This window comes from Sphingomonas agri (genome assembly GCF_038148795.1).
GTDB lineage: Bacteria > Pseudomonadota > Alphaproteobacteria > Sphingomonadales > Sphingomonadaceae > Sphingomicrobium > Sphingomicrobium agri.
In genome coordinates, this window is the sequence record NZ_JBAPEU010000001.1 from 1324331 (window position 1) to 1341431 (window position 17101).

22 protein-coding genes are annotated in these 17101 nt (G+C 63.6%); 1 reads left to right on the forward strand and 21 read right to left on the reverse strand.

Going from position 1 to position 17101, the window contains the following annotated elements; genetic code table 11:
* Nucleotides 1-100 precede the first annotated feature (100 nt).
* Nucleotides 101-1315, reverse strand: a complete 1215-nt coding sequence (gene metK, locus V8192_RS06610; protein ID WP_341632253.1) for a methionine adenosyltransferase — start codon at nucleotides 1313-1315, stop codon at nucleotides 101-103.
* A gap of 54 nt (nucleotides 1316-1369) precedes the next feature.
* Nucleotides 1370-2884: an apolipoprotein N-acyltransferase gene (gene lnt, locus V8192_RS06615; protein WP_341632254.1), complete on the reverse strand. Its 1515-nt coding sequence runs from the start codon at nucleotides 2882-2884 to the stop codon at nucleotides 1370-1372.
* Nucleotides 2885-2961: 77 nt separating this feature from the next.
* On the opposite strand from lnt, the gene V8192_RS06620 reads away from it, so the two are divergent.
* The gene (locus V8192_RS06620) at nucleotides 2962-3384 is read left to right on the forward strand and encodes a VOC family protein (protein ID WP_341632255.1); all 423 of its coding nucleotides are present in this window, start codon (nucleotides 2962-2964) and stop codon (nucleotides 3382-3384) included.
* On the opposite strand, the gene V8192_RS06625 is transcribed toward V8192_RS06620, so the two are convergent.
* From V8192_RS06625 to V8192_RS06715, 19 genes are all read right to left on the reverse strand, one after another.
* Nucleotides 3381-4268 carry a hemolysin family protein gene (locus V8192_RS06625; protein ID WP_341632256.1) on the reverse strand — a complete coding sequence of 296 codons (888 nt, stop codon included), beginning with the start codon at nucleotides 4266-4268 and terminating at the stop codon, nucleotides 3381-3383. The two genes, V8192_RS06620 and V8192_RS06625, sit on opposite strands and share 4 nt — an antisense overlap.
* The gene (ybeY, locus tag V8192_RS06630) at nucleotides 4268-4771 is read right to left on the reverse strand and encodes an rRNA maturation RNase YbeY (RefSeq protein WP_373276331.1); all 504 of its coding nucleotides are present in this window, start codon (nucleotides 4769-4771) and stop codon (nucleotides 4268-4270) included. Before ybeY ends, V8192_RS06625 begins: the two co-directional genes overlap by 1 nt.
* Entirely contained in the window at nucleotides 4771-5781 is a 1011-nt protein-coding gene (locus V8192_RS06635; protein ID WP_341632258.1) for a PhoH family protein, read from the reverse strand. Before V8192_RS06635 ends, ybeY begins: the two co-directional genes overlap by 1 nt.
* A complete protein-coding gene (gene miaB, locus V8192_RS06640) occupies nucleotides 5781-7088 on the reverse strand; it encodes a tRNA (N6-isopentenyl adenosine(37)-C2)-methylthiotransferase MiaB (RefSeq protein ID WP_341632259.1) in 1308 nt (435 codons plus the stop codon). The genes V8192_RS06635 and miaB overlap by 1 nt, the downstream gene beginning before the upstream one ends.
* Complete coding sequence (locus tag V8192_RS06645) at nucleotides 7088-7828, reverse strand: lysophospholipid acyltransferase family protein (protein ID WP_341632260.1); 741 nt, start codon at nucleotides 7826-7828, stop codon at nucleotides 7088-7090. Before V8192_RS06645 ends, miaB begins: the two co-directional genes overlap by 1 nt.
* Nucleotides 7829-7844: 16 nt before the next feature.
* On the reverse strand, nucleotides 7845-8267 hold the full coding sequence (locus V8192_RS06650) for a Fur family transcriptional regulator (protein ID WP_341632261.1): 423 nt from the start codon (nucleotides 8265-8267) through the stop codon (nucleotides 7845-7847).
* A 43-nt stretch (nucleotides 8268-8310) separates the two neighbouring features.
* A complete protein-coding gene (locus V8192_RS06655; RefSeq protein ID WP_341632262.1) occupies nucleotides 8311-8736 on the reverse strand; it encodes a Ros/MucR family transcriptional regulator in 426 nt (141 codons plus the stop codon).
* Nucleotides 8737-8857: 121 nt separating this feature from the next.
* Nucleotides 8858-9337, reverse strand: coding sequence for a GNAT family N-acetyltransferase (locus V8192_RS06660; RefSeq protein WP_341632263.1), 480 nt, complete (start codon nucleotides 9335-9337; stop codon nucleotides 8858-8860).
* Nucleotides 9337-9948 (reverse strand): tRNA (adenosine(37)-N6)-threonylcarbamoyltransferase complex dimerization subunit type 1 TsaB, encoded by a 612-nt coding sequence (tsaB, locus tag V8192_RS06665; protein WP_341632264.1) that lies wholly within the window; start codon nucleotides 9946-9948, stop codon nucleotides 9337-9339. The genes V8192_RS06660 and tsaB overlap by 1 nt, the downstream gene beginning before the upstream one ends.
* Before the next feature lie 48 nt (nucleotides 9949-9996).
* Complete coding sequence (locus V8192_RS06670) at nucleotides 9997-10569, reverse strand: NifU family protein (protein WP_341632265.1); 573 nt, start codon at nucleotides 10567-10569, stop codon at nucleotides 9997-9999.
* 51 nt (nucleotides 10570-10620) lie between these two features.
* On the reverse strand, nucleotides 10621-11193 hold the full coding sequence (locus V8192_RS06675) for a c-type cytochrome (RefSeq protein WP_341632266.1): 573 nt from the start codon (nucleotides 11191-11193) through the stop codon (nucleotides 10621-10623).
* Between the two features lie 8 nt (nucleotides 11194-11201).
* Nucleotides 11202-12104, reverse strand: coding sequence for a 3-hydroxyisobutyrate dehydrogenase (gene mmsB / locus V8192_RS06680; RefSeq protein WP_341632267.1), 903 nt, complete (start codon nucleotides 12102-12104; stop codon nucleotides 11202-11204).
* A 2-nt stretch (nucleotides 12105-12106) separates the two neighbouring features.
* Complete coding sequence (locus V8192_RS06685; protein WP_341632268.1) at nucleotides 12107-12883, reverse strand: enoyl-CoA hydratase; 777 nt, start codon at nucleotides 12881-12883, stop codon at nucleotides 12107-12109.
* Nucleotides 12880-13938 carry an enoyl-CoA hydratase/isomerase family protein gene (locus V8192_RS06690; RefSeq protein WP_341632269.1) on the reverse strand — a complete coding sequence of 353 codons (1059 nt, stop codon included), beginning with the start codon at nucleotides 13936-13938 and terminating at the stop codon, nucleotides 12880-12882. Before V8192_RS06690 ends, V8192_RS06685 begins: the two co-directional genes overlap by 4 nt.
* Nucleotides 13935-15077, reverse strand: a complete 1143-nt coding sequence (locus V8192_RS06695) for an acyl-CoA dehydrogenase family protein (protein WP_341632270.1) — start codon at nucleotides 15075-15077, stop codon at nucleotides 13935-13937. Before V8192_RS06695 ends, V8192_RS06690 begins: the two co-directional genes overlap by 4 nt.
* A 12-nt stretch (nucleotides 15078-15089) precedes the next feature.
* Complete coding sequence (gstA, locus tag V8192_RS06700; protein WP_341632271.1) at nucleotides 15090-15710, reverse strand: glutathione transferase GstA; 621 nt, start codon at nucleotides 15708-15710, stop codon at nucleotides 15090-15092.
* A gap of 7 nt (nucleotides 15711-15717) precedes the next feature.
* Nucleotides 15718-15942, reverse strand: coding sequence for a hypothetical protein (locus V8192_RS06705; protein WP_341632272.1), 225 nt, complete (start codon nucleotides 15940-15942; stop codon nucleotides 15718-15720).
* A gap of 7 nt (nucleotides 15943-15949) precedes the next feature.
* A complete protein-coding gene (locus V8192_RS06710; RefSeq protein WP_341632273.1) occupies nucleotides 15950-16429 on the reverse strand; it encodes a hypothetical protein in 480 nt (159 codons plus the stop codon).
* Between the two features lie 88 nt (nucleotides 16430-16517).
* Nucleotides 16518-16961, reverse strand: coding sequence for a hypothetical protein (locus V8192_RS06715; RefSeq protein WP_341632274.1), 444 nt, complete (start codon nucleotides 16959-16961; stop codon nucleotides 16518-16520).
* Between the last annotated feature and the right edge of the window lie 140 nt (nucleotides 16962-17101).

The window sequence follows — 17101 nt, forward strand, 5'->3', positions numbered from 1 at the left end:
ATCCTGTCCAGGCTTCGACGTCCTCATCCTGCTCTGAACCGGCTGGGAGGGCTTCGTACTTTGTCACTGCACCGGCGTTCAGGACGAGGCCTGCACGAGATCAGGCGGCAAGAGCTGCCTTCAGGTCCTCCACCAGGTCGACGCGTTCCCAGGGAAAGAACTCGCCTTCCGCCTTGCGGCCGAAGTGGCCGTAAGCGGAGGTTGCCTGATAAATCGGCTTGTTGAGCCCCAGATGTGTGCGGATCCCGCGAGGGGTCAGCCGGCCAAGCTTGCCGATGCGTCCGATGGCCGCCTCGATGGCATCGTCGCCGACGATGCCGGTCCCGTGCGTGTCGACGTATAGCGACAGCGGCTCGGAGACTCCGATCGCGTAAGCGAGCTGGATCGTGCAGCGCTTCGCAAGGCCGGCTGCGACGATGTTCTTGGCAAGGTAGCGCGCAGCATAAGCGGCCGAACGGTCGACCTTGGTCGGGTCCTTGCCCGAGAATGCTCCGCCGCCGTGCGGAGCGGCGCCGCCATAGGTATCGACGATGATCTTTCGGCCCGTGACCCCGGCGTCGCCGTCGGGACCACCGATCTCGAAGCTGCCGGTCGGGTTGATGTGGTAGACGGTCTCGTTGCCGAGCAGCTGCTGCGGCATGACGCGGGCGACCACCTTCTTCACATAAGCGTGGAGCTCGGCCTGCTTTTCGCCCTTGTCGTAGCCGGGCTTGTGCTGGGTCGAGACGACGATCGCGGTTGCCTTGGCGGGCTTGCCGTCCTCGAAGCGAAGCGTGACCTGGCTCTTGGCGTCAGGCTCGAGGAAGGGGGCTGCACCCGAGTGACGGTCCTTTGCCATCTCCATCAGGATCTTGTGGCTGTAATCGAGCGTCGCCGGCATGAGGTCCGGGGTCTCGTCGCAGGCAAAGCCGAACATGATGCCCTGGTCGCCGGCGCCCTCGTCCTTGTTCTCGCCGGCATCGACGCCCTGCGCGATGTGCGCCGACTGCGGGTGGAGGTGGTTTGCAAAGTCGAACCGGTCCCAGTGGAATCCCTGCTGCTCATAGCCGATTCGCTGGACGACGCCGCGCACCGCCTGCTCGATCTCCTCGCGGATGCCAGGCGCCCAATTGCCGTCCTGGTCCATGATGCCCTGGCCGCGGATTTCGCCGGCGAGGACGACGCGGTTGGTCGTCGTCATGGTTTCGCAAGCGACGCGCGCTTCCGGATCCTTCGACAGGAAGAGGTCGACGATCGCATCGGAAATCTGGTCCGCGACCTTGTCGGGATGGCCTTCGGATACGGATTCGGAAGTGAACAGGTAGGAGCTGCGCATGAGATAAGGAGGTCCCCGGATCTAATGATATAAGGAAAGCTTTATATGTGCTTCCTAGCGGCGGCGACGCCCCAGCACAATGGCGCCGATGATGAGGAGGAATCCCAGGACCAGCGGGATGACGTTGCCCAGGCGAGCGAACAGCGGCGGGGAGTTGGCGGCGGGTGGAAGCACGGCGTCGATGATGCCCGCCTGGCGCCAGGGAAGCGATTTGACGATGTTGCCGCGCCCGTCGATCACGGCGCTGATGCCGGTCGGAGTGGCCCGGAGAACCGGCAGGCCCTCCTCGGCAGCGCGCAGGCGCGCCTGGGCGAGGTGCTGCGGAGGTCCCCACCGCCCGAACCATGCATCGTTCGAAGGGTTGAAAATGAACGAGGGCCGGTGCTTCTCGTCGACGACCGCCCCCGAGAAGATGATCTCGTAGCAGAGGGTGAACCCGACTTTCCCCCAGTCACCCCCAAGATCGATGGTGCGGGGCCCTGGTCCCGGAGTGAAATCGAGATCGCCTGGAGCAAGGCGCGAGAGGCCGATCGCCGACAGGACCGGCCGCATGGGCAGATATTCGCCGTAGGGAACGAGGTGGGCCTTGTCGTAGCGTCCCAACACCCTGCCGCCCCTCGCGAGCACAAAGACGCTGTTGGCAGCGCCGTCGACATGGACGCCGTCCTTTGAAGTGACTGCGATGCCGCCGGTCAGGAGGCGGTCTTCGGGGCCGAGCAATGAGGCAGCCCGCGTCCGCTCGAACACTGCAAAGGCCTGGTGTTCGTCCCTTCTTGCGTCATCGAGCGGATCGGTGACGGCGGCTTCCGGCCAGAGCAGGAGGCGGGGTTCGTTCGTGGGCGGACCCGACAGCTGCGCGAGGCGCCTTGCCGCTTCTTCGTCAAAGCCGGGCCGCCACTTGTCCTCCTGGCCGATATTCGGCTGGACGATGCGAAGGTTGAGCACCGCGAGTGGATCCGGCGGAACGCTCGAGGAAGGCAGCACCCAAAGGAGTGCAGTCGCGCCAACGATGACCACCAGCGGCAGCCACTTGCGGTAATATTCGAGCCAGACCGCGCCGCCCAAAAGTACGACGAGGCCCGACAGACCGTAGGTGCCGATGAGCGGGGTGACCTTGATGAGCGGCGTCGAGGCGAGCGCAGCAGCGGCCGGGTTCCATGGGAAACCCGTGAACATCGTTCCCCGAAGCCACTCGCAGATCGCCCAGGAGCCTCCGAGGACCATGACCAGGACGACCCGGTCTTCCCTGCCGAAACGCCAGGCGAGGCCGCTTGCAAGCGCAGGGTAGAGAGCAAGGTAGAGCGACAATAAGAGGACGGCGATCCATCCGAGCCACGCGGGCATATTCGACTGGAAGGTGAAGGCGGTTGCGATCCAGTTGAGGCCAATCACGAACTGGCCAAGGCCGAAGCCCCAGCCGGTGAGCATTCCCCGCCACAGGCTTCTTGAACGGCAGATAAGCTCGCACAGCAGTGCGAATGCCACGGGCAGCAGCGGCCACAGGCCCGTCGGCTCGAACGCGAATGCCGAGGCGGCGCCGATCAGGAACGCGTAGAGGAAATAGAGCATCGGCTGCGAGGGCTAGCCGGTACGCGCGGTTAACGAAAGCCTCGACAGAAGCACGCATCCCGAGCAGGTTCAGCGCGATGAACCTGTCGCCATTCCATCTTGCATTTCCGGTCGATGATCTCGCCGCGGCACGGCGCTTCTACGGCGATCTTCTGGGATGTCCGGAAGGCCGCAGTGCCGCCAAATGGGTCGACTTCGACCTGTTCGGCCATCAGATCGTTGCCCATCTTGCGCCAAGCGAGGTCCGGCGCCGGTCGACCAACGAGGTCGACGGCGAGAACGTGCCGGTGCCGCACTTCGGCGTGGTACTCGAGATGAACGATTGGAGGAGGCTTGCACGGCGGCTAGAAAGCGCGGGGATCGACTTCGTCATTGCGCCCACCGTCCGGTTCGAGGGTCAGCCAGGGGAACAGGCGACCATGTTTTTCCTCGACCCCGCCGGCAATGCGCTGGAATTCAAGGCGATGGCGGACGCTGCCAGCCTCTTTGCCAAGAACTAGCCGCGGGAGGAGGGTTGCTCCGGAGCGTGAAGGCGAACCCGGATAATCCGGCGCGGATCTGAATCCATCGCCTCGAGCTTCCAGCCGGAGGGATGGGTCACGCACTCACCCTTTTGCGGGATGTGGCCCGCGAGGAGGAAGACGAGCCCGCCAAGCGTATCGACTTCGTCTTCCTTGGATGACAATCGGGGATCGACGGCCTGGGCGAGTTCCTCGAGCTCGAGCCTTGCGTCGGCTTCCCACAGGCCATCGTCGAGCATGGTCAGCATGCCGGCCTCGGCCTCGTCGTGCTCGTCTTCGATCTCGCCCACGATTTCCTCGACCACGTCCTCGATGGTGACGAGGCCTTCGGTGCCGCCGAATTCGTCAACGACGATTGCAAGGTGAATTCGCTGGCTTCGCATCCGCGCGAGCAGTTCGATGACGCCCATCGATTCGGGCACGAACAGCGGCTCGCGCATGAGCGAGCTTAGCGAACGGTCCAGCGAGGGGTTCACGCTCGCCATGAAGATGTCCTTGACGTGGACCATTCCGATCACTGAATCGAGGCTGTCGCCATAGACGGGGAGGCGGCTGTGGCCCGCATCGGCGAAGGCCCGAATGAGGTCATCGAAGCTGATATCCGAGGGAACGGCCATGATGTCGCCGCGGGTCACGCAGATGTCGCCTGCCGTCTGCTCCCCGAAATGAAGAAGGTTCCGGAGCATCTGCCGCTCGGCAGGCGAGAGGTCGCCGGCGATCGGCTTTGAACCCTGGCTTTCCTCCGCTTCGTCGATTGCGTCTTCGATCTCTTCGCGCAGGGTCGGTTCGGAATCCTCGCCGAAGATGAGGTGGCGCATTCCGCGCCACAGCCGCGAGCCGCCTTCGTCTTGCCGCGTTGCCATCAGGCCGTGACCTCGTAGGGATTGGCAATCCCCAACCGCTCGAGCGCCCGGATCTCCAGCGCCTCCATTTCCAGGGCCTGGCGGTCGTCCTGATGATCATAGCCAAGGAGGTGCAGCGTGCCGTGGACGAGGAGATGCATTGCATGGTCTTCGACGGTCAGTTTCTTGTCGGCAGCCTCGAGCGCGCAGACGCCGCGGGCGAGCACGATGTCGCCGAGCAACATTTCCGGTCCTGCAACTGTTGCATCCGCCAAATCATCGGGATCCATCATCGGAAAGGAAAGAACGTTGGTCGGCCTGTCCTTTTCGCGCCATTGAGAATTGAGCCGGCGCACCTGGTCATCGCCGGTGAGGAGCACCGAGACCTCTACCGGGCGCTGCCATTTCGCGATCTGTGGGAAAGCACTTTCGGCAACCGCCGCCTCGATGGCATTGCGGACGAGCGGCTCCCACGAGCGGCTACTGTCCCATTCCTCGTCGGCCTCAAGAGCGATCTCAAGCATCATGCCCCAATGCCCCTCATGGCATCGGGTCCTTCATAGGCATCGACGATCCGCCCGACGAGCGGGTGGCGAACGACGTCCGCGGCGGTGAAGCGGACCACGGCGATGCCCTTGACGCGCTCGAGGCGCCCAACGGCGTCGGCAAGCCCGGACTTGGTTGGGTCGGGAAGGTCGACCTGGTGTGGATCTCCGCAAATCACCATCCGGCTGCGCATGCCGAAGCGGGTGAGGAACATCTTCATCTGGAGCGGCGTGGTATTCTGAGCTTCGTCGAGGATGATGAAGGCGTCGTTGAGGGTCCGGCCGCGCATGAAGGCGAGGGGCGCGATCTCGATCTCGCCCGAGGCGATCCGGCGCTCGACCTGCTCGGTCGGAAGCATGTCGTAGAGCGCGTCATAGAGCGGGCGGAGATAGGGATCGACCTTCTCCTTCATGTCGCCCGGAAGAAAACCGAGGCGCTCGCCGGCTTCGACGGCGGGACGTGAAAGAATGAGCCGGTCGACGCTTCCAGTGATCAGCTGCGAGACCGCCTGCGCCACTGCAAGATAGGTCTTGCCCGTTCCCGCGGGCCCAAGCGCGAAGATCATGTCATCGCGCGCGAGTGCCTCCATATAGGCCGTCTGCACCGTCGAACGCGGAACTATCGTCTTCTTGCGGGTCCGGATCATCACCCGCGGGGGACTTGCGACCTCCTCGGAGATGATCCCGTCGAGGTTCGGCTGCGCGGCCATCCCGAGGACGGCCTCGACGGCCTCGGCATCAACGTCGTGTCCCTGGTCGAGCCGGTTATAGAGCCCCACGAGCACTTCCCGGGCGCGGGCTGCAGCGTCGGCCTCTCCCTCGATCTGCACCCGGTTGCCGCGCGCCGCGATGTGGACTCCGAGCCTGTTCTCAATGGTGATGAGGTGGCGGTCATAGTCGCCAAACAGCGGTCCCAGCAGATAGGGCTGCTCGAATTCCAGCTCGAGCCGGGCTCGGTCCGGAACGGCGGCAAGGTCGCGGCGGGACATCAGGCTGCGGCCTTGCGGCGCTCGGCACCCGTCATGCTGTTGGGCCCGGCGCCCACGAGCGTGACCTCAAGCAGTTCCCCGGCCTGCGCCTCCGTCTCGACATGGACCGACTGGAGCCAGGGCGAGCGCCCGATCATCTGGCTAGGGAGCCTGCCGTTTCGCTCGATCAGCACGGCCGTATCACAGCCGATCTTCGAACGATTGAATGCCAGCTGGTGCTGGGTGATCCTCGCCTGAAGGCGCTGAAGCCTGTCGTCCATGATGTCGCGCGGGATCTGATCCTCCATCTGTGCGGCGGGAGTACCCGGCCGGGAGCTGTATTTGAAAGAATAGGCCGAGGCGTAACGCACGGCATCGACGATCTGAAGCGTCGCTTCAAAATCCTCTTCGGTCTCGCCGGGGAAGCCGACGATGAAATCGCCTGAAAGGGCGATATCGGGCCGGGCCGCGCGCATCTTCTCGATAATGGCGAGATAGGTTTCGGCCGTATGGCTGCGGTTCATCGCCTTGAGGATCCGGCTGCTGCCCGACTGCACCGGGAGGTGGAGATACGGCATTAACTTGGAGACCTCGCCATGAACGGCGATGAGATCGTCGGTCATGTCGGCAGGGTGGCTGGTGGTGTAGCGGATGCGCTCCAAACCATCGATCCCAGCGAGCCTGCGGATGAGTTGGGCAAGCCCTCGTCCGTCATGGTTCCAGGCATTGACGTTCTGGCCGAGCAAGGTGATTTCGCGCGCTCCCGCCTCGACCAGCGCATAAGCTTCGCTGACGACGTCGTCCCATGGCCGGGAGATCTCCGCGCCCCTCGTATAAGGGACGACGCAATAGGTGCAGAACTTGTCGCACCCTTCCTGGACGGTGAGGAAGGCGGCAGGTGCTGCGCGCCGGCGTGGCGGCAAGGCGTCGAACTTGCTCGCAAGCGGCATGTCGACGTCGACCGGGCGTCCGCCCCGCGAAGCTTCTGCAATCATTTCCGGGAGGCGATGATAGGCCTGCGGCCCGACCACGATATCGATCAGCCGCGAGCGCTGCTTTGCTTCCGCCCCTTCCGCCTGCGCGACGCAGCCTGCAAGGGCGACAAGGGGCTTTGAGCCATCCTCGCGCCGCAGGCGTCCGACATCGGAATAGGCCTTTTCCGCAGCTTTCTCGCGAATGTGGCACGTGTTGAGGACGACGAGGTCCGCATCGGCCCCGTCGGCCACCGGCGACATTCCCTGCTCGCCGAGCAATTCAGCCATCCGCTCGCCGTCATAGGCATTCATCTGGCAGCCGAAGCTTTTGATTCTGAAAGTCTTGGGAGTCATTACTCATCGCCTATAGGCGAGTGGTGGTGCGAGGTTAAGCCAAGCCTTTGCGCAATGACCTCCCGGGCCTCGAGCGCGAGCTTCTTGCGACCGCCGGCTGCGTCGAGCGGGCGAAGGACGTTGACGCTTACCGGCAGTGTCCCGGCACGTCCGAGGAGGCGCAGGACATTGTCCCTGCCGCTTTCTTTCCACCAGCCAATCTCGCCCGCCGCCTTCCCGTAATCGATCGCGATGGGCCTCACCCTGATCTTGCCTGGAGCGGTATTGGCAGCTTCCAGCAGCGTGGAGCGAAAGGGGAGGAGATGGTCTCCGGGCCCGGTGGTCCCCTCGGGGAACAGAGCCACCGGTTTTCCAGTGTCGAGCGCCTCGGAGATTGCTGCTGCCTGGTCCTTGGCACCTTTCCTGTGGGCGCGTTTCACGTAGACGGTGGCGTTCTGGTCGGCGAGCCAGTGGATAAGCGGGTGTCCGAGCTCGTCCTTGGATACGAATGCGCAGCCGGTCGAGCCGCCAAGGACGAGGATATCGAGCCAGGTGACGTGGTTGGAGATGAGAAGCGTGTGCTTTCCGATGCGCGCGCCGGTGACCTTCACTCGGGCACCGACGATCCAGGCGGCCGCCGCGAGGAAGCGGCGGGGAAAGTCCGAACGGCCAAGAAGCGCCCTCGTGAGGACGTGGACGGGACCCAATATTGCAAGGAGGAAGACGAGGCCGAAGATGCGCAGCAGCGCACGACCGTTCATCCGAACGGGGCGATGATCAGCGATCGCGGTCGAGGGAGACGCCGTAAAGCTCCATCCGGTGATCGACGAGACGGAAGCCGAGCTTTTGCGCGATTCTCTTCTGGAGGGCCTCGAGCTCCTCGTCGACGAATTCGATCACGTTTCCGGTTTCGACGTCGATCAGGTGATCGTGATGGGATTCCGAGGCTGCCTCGTAGCGCGAGCGGCCATCGCCGAACTCGTGGCGCTCGAGGATCCCGGCCTCCTCGAACAGCCGGACGGTACGGTAGACGGTCGCAATCGAGATGTTGGGGTCGATTGCGGCTGCCCGCGAGTGGAGGGTCTCGACGTCGGGGTGGTCTTCGCTGTCACCGAGCACGCGGGCGATGACCTTGCGCTGCTCGGTGATGCGGAGCCCCTTGTCGGCGCACAGGGCCTCGATGTCGATCGTCCGCGTCATGCGGCCAAGTTAGGTATGCCAGCCGCCAACGTCCAGCGAACGATTACTTGCCGCCTCTCGTCCGCCGGCGCTTGGTCCCAAGTCCAATAGACTTGGCAAGCGTACGGCGCTGCTCCGCGTAATTGGGCGCCACCATCGGATAGTCGGCGGAAAGTCCCCACTTCTGCCGATACTGGTCGGGAGTCATGTTGTAGTGGGTCATGAGATGCCGCTTGAGCATCTTGAGCTTTTTCCCGTCCTCGAGGCAGACGATATAATCGGGCTTCACCGACGAGCGGATCGAGACTTTGGGCTCCGGCTTGGGTTCCGGGGCCGTGGCACTCCCGGAAATTCCGGACAGCGCTGCGTGCACGTTCTGAATTAGGTTCGGCAAGTCATTCACGGCGACGCTGTTATTGCTTACGTGCGCGGCAACGATGTCGGCTGTCAAGGTAAGCAGCGTATCTTCCGAGTTTGGTATTTCGGCCATTTGTACTTCCTAATAATCGAGCAGAGGCCGTGCAGCGACTACTGCACAACATCGATGACTACGCCTGCTTCTGGGGAGGTGCAACTGCGCAACAAGTTTTGCGAAGGTTAAAAAAACTTAACTAAAATTGATGAGCAAGCGTAATCGCGTCAAAGCGCTTGCCGTTTGGCGCATGGTAATAGTTGCGACGGCGGCCAACGGGCGAAAACCCTGCACTATGATACATTCCAACCGCAGGATTGCCGTCGCGGACTTCGAGGTGGACCCGCGCTATTCCATCGTTTCGCGCCCGTTTAAGGAATTCATCAAGTAGGCGCCCGCCAACTCCGCGACGATGATGGGTCGGCAGAACGGCGAGCAGAAGGAGCTCGGCTTCGTCCGCCACCGCGCGAACCAGCGAGAAACCGACGGGCGTGTCGGTGTGGGGCTCTCGCGCAAGCATTAGCGAGACGCCTGCCATCGGCAGGATCCCGGCGAGCTGCGAGCGTGTCCAGGCCTCCCCGAAGCGGCGACCGAACGCCGAATCCATGATCTCCATGACTGCATCGAGGTCCTCGAACGTCCCCGAGCCGATACGCACCTGCTGCTCCACCGTCGCCACTAGGCGGCCTCCTGAACGCGGGCGTCGGGCGCCCGGGCGTAGACCGGCTTTGGCGGCAGGTTCCGCATGGATATTGGAAGACGAAGCGCGTTGGCCGCCGAGGGAAAGACTTCTCTCGCTTCGCCCGACCCTCTTGCCTCGATGATCATTCTTGCTCCCGAGCCGACCACGAGGCCTGCCCGGGTCGTGCGGGCGGCCTCGGCGGGAACCTGGCAGCGAAGCTCTGACGTGGACAGAAAGGTCGCAGCGTCGAACTCCTGGACGAAGAGTTCGCCGTGACCGCCGATCACTGCAGCGGCGATCTCGCCCTCGGATTGCGCGCCGGCTGCGAGCAGGGCGAGCGAGGACATGCCCCGGAGCTGCGCGCCCCAGCCGATCGCGAGCCCATGAGCAGCAGCGATGGCGACCCGAATGCCGGTGAAGCTTCCAGGACCAACGCCAACCAGGATCTCCTGGCAGCGACGCCCATCGAGCAGGCCGGCGATCATCGGGACCAGCCGCTCCGCGTGGCCCCGGCCGATAAGCTCGTTGGCCTGCCCGACGCATGCGCCGGACTCATCGAAGAGGGCGGCGGTGCAGGCGGCGCTCGACGTGTCGAAAGCCAGGAGCATGGGACGGATAGTGGTCATATGCGGCCCAACGCCGCAAGTCCCGGAAAGTTAGACCGCTTCGACGGCTTCAACTTCAGGGACGTAGTGCCGGATGAGGCTCTCGATTCCACGCTTCAGCGTGACCGTCGACGACGGGCAGCCTGAGCAGGCTCCGTGCATCGAGAGATAGAGGTGGCCGTCGCGGTAGCCCTTGTAGACGATATCCCCGCCGTCCTGGGCGACTGCAGGGCGCACGCGCGTTTCGATCAGCTCCTTGATCTGGTCAATGATGTCGGCGTCGGCAGGATCCTCCTCGAAGTCACTCTCCGAGACGACGTGGATGCCTGCTGCAGTCCCCGGAACGAAAAGGCCCGTGCCGCTGACGAAATGGTCGAGCAGCGTCTCCAGCACCAGGGGCTCGAGGTCGGTCCACGATACGCCGGGCGCCGCCGTCACCGAGACGAAATCGCGGCCGTAGAACACGCCCTCGACCATTCCGCTGTCGAACAGGGCCTTTGCCAGCGGCGAGATTTCCGCGCTTTTCGGATCGACGAAATCGCGGGTGCCCGACTCCATGACGACCTGCCCCGGGAGGAACTTGCGAGTGACAGGATTGGGCGTTTGCTCGGTACGGATCAGCATCGCTTCGATGTGGCCATCGGACCGGCTTCAATCAAGGAAGAAAGCGTCCGCCTAATGCTCCATCTTCGAGCGGTATTTGTCGTGGCAGGCCTTGCAGGCTTGGCCAAGCGGACCAAGCTTGGCCTTGATAGCGGCGATGTCATTGCCGTTTGCAGCTTCCTGAAATGCCTTTGCCGCCGCCTGGAAGTTCGCAAGTTTGGCGCTGAAGTCCTGCGGGTTCTGCCAGATCTCGGGCCTTGCCCCGGTCTTGCCGACATCGGGTCCGGTGCCCGAGTGAAACCAGCCGGACGCCTTTTGAGACAGATCGGTGATCCTTGCGGCACTGGAACGGACAAGTCCAAGGTCGGGCGAACCGCTCTGGAGCTGGTCGTGGATGGCCTTGCTCGCTTTCCCGATGGATTCCATGCCCTCGTGCCGCTCATGCATCAGGGCCTTTGCCTGCTCACCCGCGACCGGCGACATCGGAACGGAGCCGGTCCCGGTGACCGCGCTCGCAGCTGCCGTCTCCTTGGGGCGCGCATCATTGCTGATGTTGGCCTGAACGTTATTGGCCTGGCTCGACTGCGGACCTCCACAGGCCGCGAGCGACAGGCCCGCAGCGGCACTTAGAAGCATGAGACGCATGAATTCTCCTATTGCTGATCCGGAACCTTCCAGCTGTCGTCGATCATCTTGATGATCCCCGAAAAGTCCTTGTTCCCGCCGCCCCGGTCGACGAAGCGCTGGTAGAGTTCCTCGGCCTCGGCGCCCATCGGCGTATAAGCGCCGACGCTTCGCGCCGCGTCGGCCGCAAGCTTGAGGTCCTTCAGCATGAGCGCTGCTGCAAAGCCGCCTTCATAATCATGGTCGGCGGGCGTGTCAGGACCGACGCCGGCCACTGGCGCGTAGCTTGTCATCGACCAGCTCTGCCCGGACGCCTTGGAGGAGATGTCGAAGAAGGTCTGCTGGTCGAGCCCGAGCTTTCCTGCAAGCACGAAGGCCTCGCAGGTCGCGGCCATCGTCGCGCCGAGGATCATGTTGTTGCAAATCTTCGCTGCCTGGCCGGCGCCGAGGTCGCCCGCGTGAATGACCGCTTTGCCCATCGCCTCGAGGAAAGGTCTTGCCCGTTCGAACTGGGAATCGGTGCCGCCGACCATGAAGGTCAGCGTTCCTCCGGCGGCCGCCGCGATGCCGCCTGAAACGGGGGCATCGAGAAAGTCGAATCCGGCCGTCTTCATCGCTGCACCGACTTCGCGCGCGCTTGCGACGTCGATCGTCGAGCAATCGATGAGGAGGGTTCCGCTCCTGGCGTTCGGAGCGATGTCGTTCTCAAAGACGGCCCGCACGTGCTTTGCGGCCGGGAGCATGGTGATGACGACGTCCGCGTCCCTTACCGCCTCCGAAGCAGAGCTTGCCGGCGTGCAGCCAGCTTCGGCGGCGTGGCGGACCGCCTCGGAAACGAGATCGAACGCATGCACTTCATGCCCCGCCTTGACGAGGTTCGGCGCCATTCCGCCGCCCATATGTCCCAAGCCGATGAATGCGATGCGCGCCATGATCAGCGTCCCTTCCAGTTCCCAGGCCGTTTCTCGACAAAGGCGGCCATGCCCTCCTTCTGGTCCTCGGTGCCGAAGAGCCCGTGAAACAGGCGCCGCTCGAACCTGATGCCTTGTCCAAGCGGGATCTCGAAGGCTGCGCCGACCATCTCCTTGACCGCGATCGCTGCAAGGGGGGCCATGCCGGCGATCGCCCGGGCAGCTTCCAGCGCTTCGTCCAAGAGCCCGGCGGCAGGGACTACCTTGGCGACAAGACCCGATCGCTCCGCCTCCTCAGCGCCCATCATCCGCCCGGTGAGACACATTTCCATTGCCTTGGCCTTGCCCACCGCAAGGGTGAGCCGCTGCGAGCCGCCCATGCCTGGAGTGACGCCGAGTTTGATTTCGGGCTGGCCGAACTTCGCGCTGTCCGCGGCGATGATGAAGTCGGCCATCATCGCGAGCTCGCAGCCGCCGCCAAGGGCATAGCCGGCTACCGCCGCGATCCACGGCTTGCGCGTCGCGGTGACGCTTTCCCATCCGCCGAAGAAGTCCGACGAATACATGTCTGCAAAAGCCTGGCCCGACATCTCCTTGATGTCGGCACCTGCCGCGAACGCCTTGTCCGAACCCGTCAGCACGAGGCAGCGCTGGGTCTCGTCCGCGTCATAGGCCTTGAACGCGGAAATGAGCTCTTTCAGAACCTCGCTGTTGAGGGCGTTGAGAGCCTGCGGGCGGTTCAGCGTGACGAGCGTGACCGCGCCCTTCATTTCGGTCAGGATCGTATTGAACTTGTTCATTCTTTGGTCTCCGGAAACGGCGTCCAGGCCTCGGTCTCGGGCAGGGGAGCAAAGAGGACGTCGAGCATTTCTTGGGTGACCTCGCTTGGGTCGACCGGATCCCACTTGGGATCGCCCGTCTTGTCGATGAGGAGCGCACGCACCCCCTCGCGAAAATCGTGTGTCCGGACCACTCGGCCCGCAAGCGCAAATTCCGTGCGCATCTCGTCGGCAAAGCTCGACCGCGTTGCTCCTTCGGCCATCAGGCGGAGCGTCACCTTGCACGAGAGCGGGCTCTTTGAACGCAGGGTAGCAAGTTCGGCCTGCGCCCAGTCGCTGTCGTCTGCCTGGAGCGCTGCAAGGATCTCCTCGAGGACGTCGGAGGAAAAGAGCCTGCTGATCTGCGGAAGGCTTTGCTCGATCCGGGCTTCCGGCGGCTTGGTCGCGAACGTGCCGATGGGCCCCTGGACCCGCTGGGGCGTGGTCGCGATCCGATCGATCATGTCGGGAAGCGAGGCCTGTTCAAGATAATGCGTCGAAAGGCCAAGATACTGGCATTCGGCGCCATCCAGCCTTGCGCCGGTGAGGGCCATGAACTCGCCGACACGGCCGGGCAGCCTTGGCAGGTACCATCCGCCGCCGACGTCCGGGAACAGCCCGATACCCGTCTCGGGCATTGCAAAGCGCGTGTTCTCGGTCGCTATGCGGAACGTGCACGGGAGCGAGATCCCGACGCCGCCTCCCATCGTGATCCCGTCCATGATCGCGACCGTGGGCTTGGGATAGGTAAACAGCAGGTGGTTGAGCCGGTATTCGGCGAAGAAGAAGCGCCTCGCCTCGGCGCCGTCCTCGTTGCCGCTGCGGGCAATCATCACGACGTCGCCCCCCGCGCAGAAGCCGCGCCCTTCGGCATGATCGATGATCACCGCCTCGACCGCGTCGTCATTGCGCCACTTGAGCAAGGCCTCGCTCATCGCCTCGCACATCTGCGTGTTCAGCGCGTGGATCGCCTTGGGGCGGTTGAGACGGATGCGGCCGACCCGGTCCTGGGTCGATATCAGGACGTCGTCGGTCACTGGCGGAGCATATCGCGGCTCACGATCACACGCATGATCTGGTTGGTGCCTTCAAGAATGGAATGGACCCGAAGGTCGCGCCAGAAGCGCTCGACGGGATAGTCCATGAGATAGCCGTAGCCGCCGTGGAGCTGCAGCGCTCGATCGACGACCGACGAACCGGTGTCGGTCGCAAGCCGCTTTGCCATCGCTGCAAAGCGGGTCTTGTCGGGAGCGTTCGCAGTGACCTTGGCAGCAGCGACATAGAGGAGATAGCGCGCGGCCTGCAGCTCGGTTTCCATGTCCGCGAGTGTGAACTGCGTCGCCTGGAAGTCCGCGATGGGCGTTCCGAACTGCTTGCGCTCCCTGGTGTAGTTGACTGCCTCGTCGAGACATCGCTGGCCTCCGCCGAGCGAACAGGCACCGATGTTGAGGCGGCCGCCGTCGAGGCCCATCATTGCGATCCGGAAACCCTCGCCCTCGCCGCCGACCCGGTTTTCGACGGGTACTCTCACCTCGTCGAAATTGACCTGGGCGGTCGGCTGGGAATGCCAGCCGAGCTTTCGCTCCTGGGCACCGAAGCTGACGCCGGCCATGTCCTTTTCGATCACCAGGCAGGAAATGCCCTTGGGACCGTCCTCGCCGGTGCGCACCATGGTGACGTAGATCTCGTTCTCGCCGCCCCCCGAAATGAAGGCCTTGGAGCCTGAAACGACATAATGATCGCCGTCACGAACGGCCCTCGTCTTGAGCGCTGCCGCGTCCGATCCCGATGACGGCTCGGTGAGGCAGTAACTGCCGATCCGCTCCATGGTAATCATCGAGGGCAGGTATTTCTGCTTTACTTCGGCCGAGCCGAAGCGGTCGATCATCCACGCGGCCATGTTGTGAATCGAGATGAAGGCGCTGGTCGAAGGACAGCCGTAGGCCATGGCTTCCATGATCAGCGCGGCTTCGAGCCTGCCAAGGCCGATGCCCCCGCTCTCCTCGGACACGTAGATTGAGCCGAAGCCGAGTTCGGCGGCCTCCCGGATCGTGTCTCTCGGGAAGATCTTCTTCTCGTCCCATTCGGCAGCGAACGGCGTGATCGCGTCAGCCGTGAACTTGCGTGCCATCTCCTGGATCTGGAGCTGGTCGTCGGTCAGATCGAACTGGGTCATTGCGCGGGCGCTCTAGCCCGCGGGTTCCTCCTGAAGCAATCCTTCGAGCCGAAGGACGTGCTGGACCGACGGGCGCTTCAGCATGCGTCCGCGGAAGGCGGCAAGGTTCGGCCAGCGCTCCAGGCCGAGGAAATTCTCGGTCCATCCGCTCATGACGAACAGGTAGGCGTCCGGAAGCGTCAGCTGATCTCCGAACAGGAACGGTCCCTCGCCGAGCCGCCCATCGATATAGTCGAGCTTCTTCTCGAGGTCGGAGATGATGAGCGTCTTGAGCTCATCTGATGCGGCGCGATTGAACAGGAAACTGAAGCGCTTGTGCAGTTCCGTCGTGATGAAATTGACGAGTTCCAGGACCCGGTAGCGGCGGAAGTCACCGAGGGGCGGCAGGACTTCCGGCCAGCTTGCACGGTCACCCAGATATTGGAGAATGATGGCGTTCTCCGTCAGCACTTCCCCGCTGTCGAGCTGGAGGGCGGGAACTGCGCCCTTGGGGTTGATCTTCAGATAGTCGCTGCCGTCCTCGAGCTTCTTGGTCTTCAGATCGACGCGTTCTGCGTCATGCTCGAAACCGATTTCGTGGAGCAGGATGTGAGGAGCCTGGCTGCAGGCTCCGGGCGAATAATAGAGCTTCATCGCGTCCTCAATTGCCGTTGCCGATGTCGTTGACGTCGGGGTTGTCCTGGCCTCTCGAGAGTTCTCCGTTCGAGGCCTCGCTGCTTTCGTCGGGCGGGAGGGTCTCGATTTCGGCGTTTGCGGGTAACTGGCCCGTGGTCAGGTTGTCGTCGATCGAGAGGTCCTGGTTCGCCGCCTGGCTCGCCGGCTTGCTGTGGCAAGCGCCAAGAGCAAGGGCGCCAAGTCCCAGCATCAGGATCCTAGCTGCATTTCGCATAGCTGAAGCTCGCCACTGGATGTGTTTCCGTCCGGGTTAGTTTCTGCTGCTCGACTTTCAGGGCCTCATATTTCGTCCAGCGCTGCCCCTCGCCAGTGAAGGCGAAATCGCCGCCGACCGAATCCTCGTCCGCTTGGACGTCGGCTGCCGGAACTGCCCGAGACTCGTAGAATTGCAAGTCGCCCGGCGTGATGACGAGAAGACCCTTGGCATCCCCTCGCGCCGAGGTGCAGTCGCGCGGCGCGAGCGCCCAGCGTCCCTGGAGCGCCGCCGGGATTTTTGCTGCCGGTGCCGGATCGGCCGCAGCAGCCCTCATCGTCGGACCATGAGGTTCGCCCGTTGCGCTCGGCGCTGGAACGTTGATGTCGGGCGGACCTGCACTGCCCGCCGCCCGGTCGTCGACCGGGTCGCGCGAACTGCACGCCGCAATTGAAATGACGGTGAGACAACTGATGAAGGGCACTCGAAACATGGCCCTTTAACCACTTGGGCTGCAAACTTGTTGCAGCGCGTCTCACAGATGGACGCTGCATGTGGCGGCGAAGCCAGCCTCAGTAGCTGTAGGCCGCAAGACAGCGGACCCGGTCTTCCGCCGACTTCGAGAAGTTCGCCTTGGCAAAGAGCCAGCCATCGCTCTTGAAGCCGCGAAAGGCGGCGCTGGTGAGCCGCAGTCCAAAGTCGGTATCGTCGGAGACCGTGTAGGAAACCTCGTGGCCCTCGTTCTGCTGCGTGACGACCGAGCCGCCATAGCGGACCACGAGGCGTCCGGGTGCGTGCGATGCCCCCGACCAGACGTTGACCTCGCGCCCGGCAAGAACGAGCCGTGCACCCTGGACACCAGCAGTCTGGGATTGCGGCAGGATGAGCGCGCGGTCGCCCTTGGCAAGGCGGACCGCATAGCCGCCACCGCAGAAATATCCCGGCCCTGTATATTGTTCGGTGCGCGGGCCGGTCCATTGCGCCGCTGCTGCAGCTGCAAGAGTTAGCAGGATCATCTCTTACCCCCATCGCCGGAACGACGGGGGTGCATTTACCTTGGATGGACGCCGCTTGCCAGCGCTCAGCCGAAGGTTGGGATGTGGAAGGCGCCCTTGTTGTCGGCATCGACGAACCCGTCGGGCCAGCGCTGGGTGAC

What these genes read in the sequence shown, in the direction of transcription:
- gstA (WP_341632271.1), bottom strand. Translation starts at nt 15,710, where the DNA reads ATGAAGCTCTATTATTCGCCCGGAGCCTGCAGCCAGGCTCCTCACATC.
- V8192_RS06685 (WP_341632268.1), bottom strand. Translation starts at nt 12,883, where the DNA reads ATGAACAAGTTCAATACGATCCTGACCGAAATGAAGGGCGCGGTCACG.
- V8192_RS06645 (WP_341632260.1), bottom strand. Translation starts at nt 7,828, where the DNA reads ATGAACGGTCGTGCGCTGCTGCGCATCTTCGGCCTCGTCTTCCTCCTT.
- V8192_RS06705 (WP_341632272.1), bottom strand. Translation starts at nt 15,942, where the DNA reads ATGCTGGGACTTGGCGCCCTTGCTCTTGGCGCTTGCCACAGCAAGCCG.
- mmsB (WP_341632267.1), bottom strand. Translation starts at nt 12,104, where the DNA reads ATGGCGCGCATCGCATTCATCGGCTTGGGACATATGGGCGGCGGAATG.
- V8192_RS06655 (WP_341632262.1), bottom strand. Translation starts at nt 8,736, where the DNA reads ATGGCCGAAATACCAAACTCGGAAGATACGCTGCTTACCTTGACAGCC.
- tsaB (WP_341632264.1), bottom strand. Translation starts at nt 9,948, where the DNA reads ATGCTCCTGGCTTTCGACACGTCGAGCGCCGCCTGCACCGCCGCCCTC.
- V8192_RS06670 (WP_341632265.1), bottom strand. Translation starts at nt 10,569, where the DNA reads ATGCTGATCCGTACCGAGCAAACGCCCAATCCTGTCACTCGCAAGTTC.
- metK (WP_341632253.1), bottom strand. Translation starts at nt 1,315, where the DNA reads ATGCGCAGCTCCTACCTGTTCACTTCCGAATCCGTATCCGAAGGCCAT.
- miaB (WP_341632259.1), bottom strand. Translation starts at nt 7,088, where the DNA reads ATGACTCCCAAGACTTTCAGAATCAAAAGCTTCGGCTGCCAGATGAAT.
- V8192_RS06635 (WP_341632258.1), bottom strand. Translation starts at nt 5,781, where the DNA reads ATGTCCCGCCGCGACCTTGCCGCCGTTCCGGACCGAGCCCGGCTCGAG.
- V8192_RS06620 (WP_341632255.1), top strand. Translation starts at nt 2,962, where the DNA reads ATGAACCTGTCGCCATTCCATCTTGCATTTCCGGTCGATGATCTCGCC.
- V8192_RS06715 (WP_341632274.1), bottom strand. Translation starts at nt 16,961, where the DNA reads ATGATCCTGCTAACTCTTGCAGCTGCAGCAGCGGCGCAATGGACCGGC.
- V8192_RS06675 (WP_341632266.1), bottom strand. Translation starts at nt 11,193, where the DNA reads ATGCGTCTCATGCTTCTAAGTGCCGCTGCGGGCCTGTCGCTCGCGGCC.
- V8192_RS06695 (WP_341632270.1), bottom strand. Translation starts at nt 15,077, where the DNA reads ATGACCCAGTTCGATCTGACCGACGACCAGCTCCAGATCCAGGAGATG.
- lnt (WP_341632254.1), bottom strand. Translation starts at nt 2,884, where the DNA reads ATGCTCTATTTCCTCTACGCGTTCCTGATCGGCGCCGCCTCGGCATTC.
- V8192_RS06625 (WP_341632256.1), bottom strand. Translation starts at nt 4,268, where the DNA reads ATGGCAACGCGGCAAGACGAAGGCGGCTCGCGGCTGTGGCGCGGAATG.
- ybeY (WP_373276331.1), bottom strand. Translation starts at nt 4,771, where the DNA reads ATGCTTGAGATCGCTCTTGAGGCCGACGAGGAATGGGACAGTAGCCGC.
- V8192_RS06650 (WP_341632261.1), bottom strand. Translation starts at nt 8,267, where the DNA reads ATGACGCGGACGATCGACATCGAGGCCCTGTGCGCCGACAAGGGGCTC.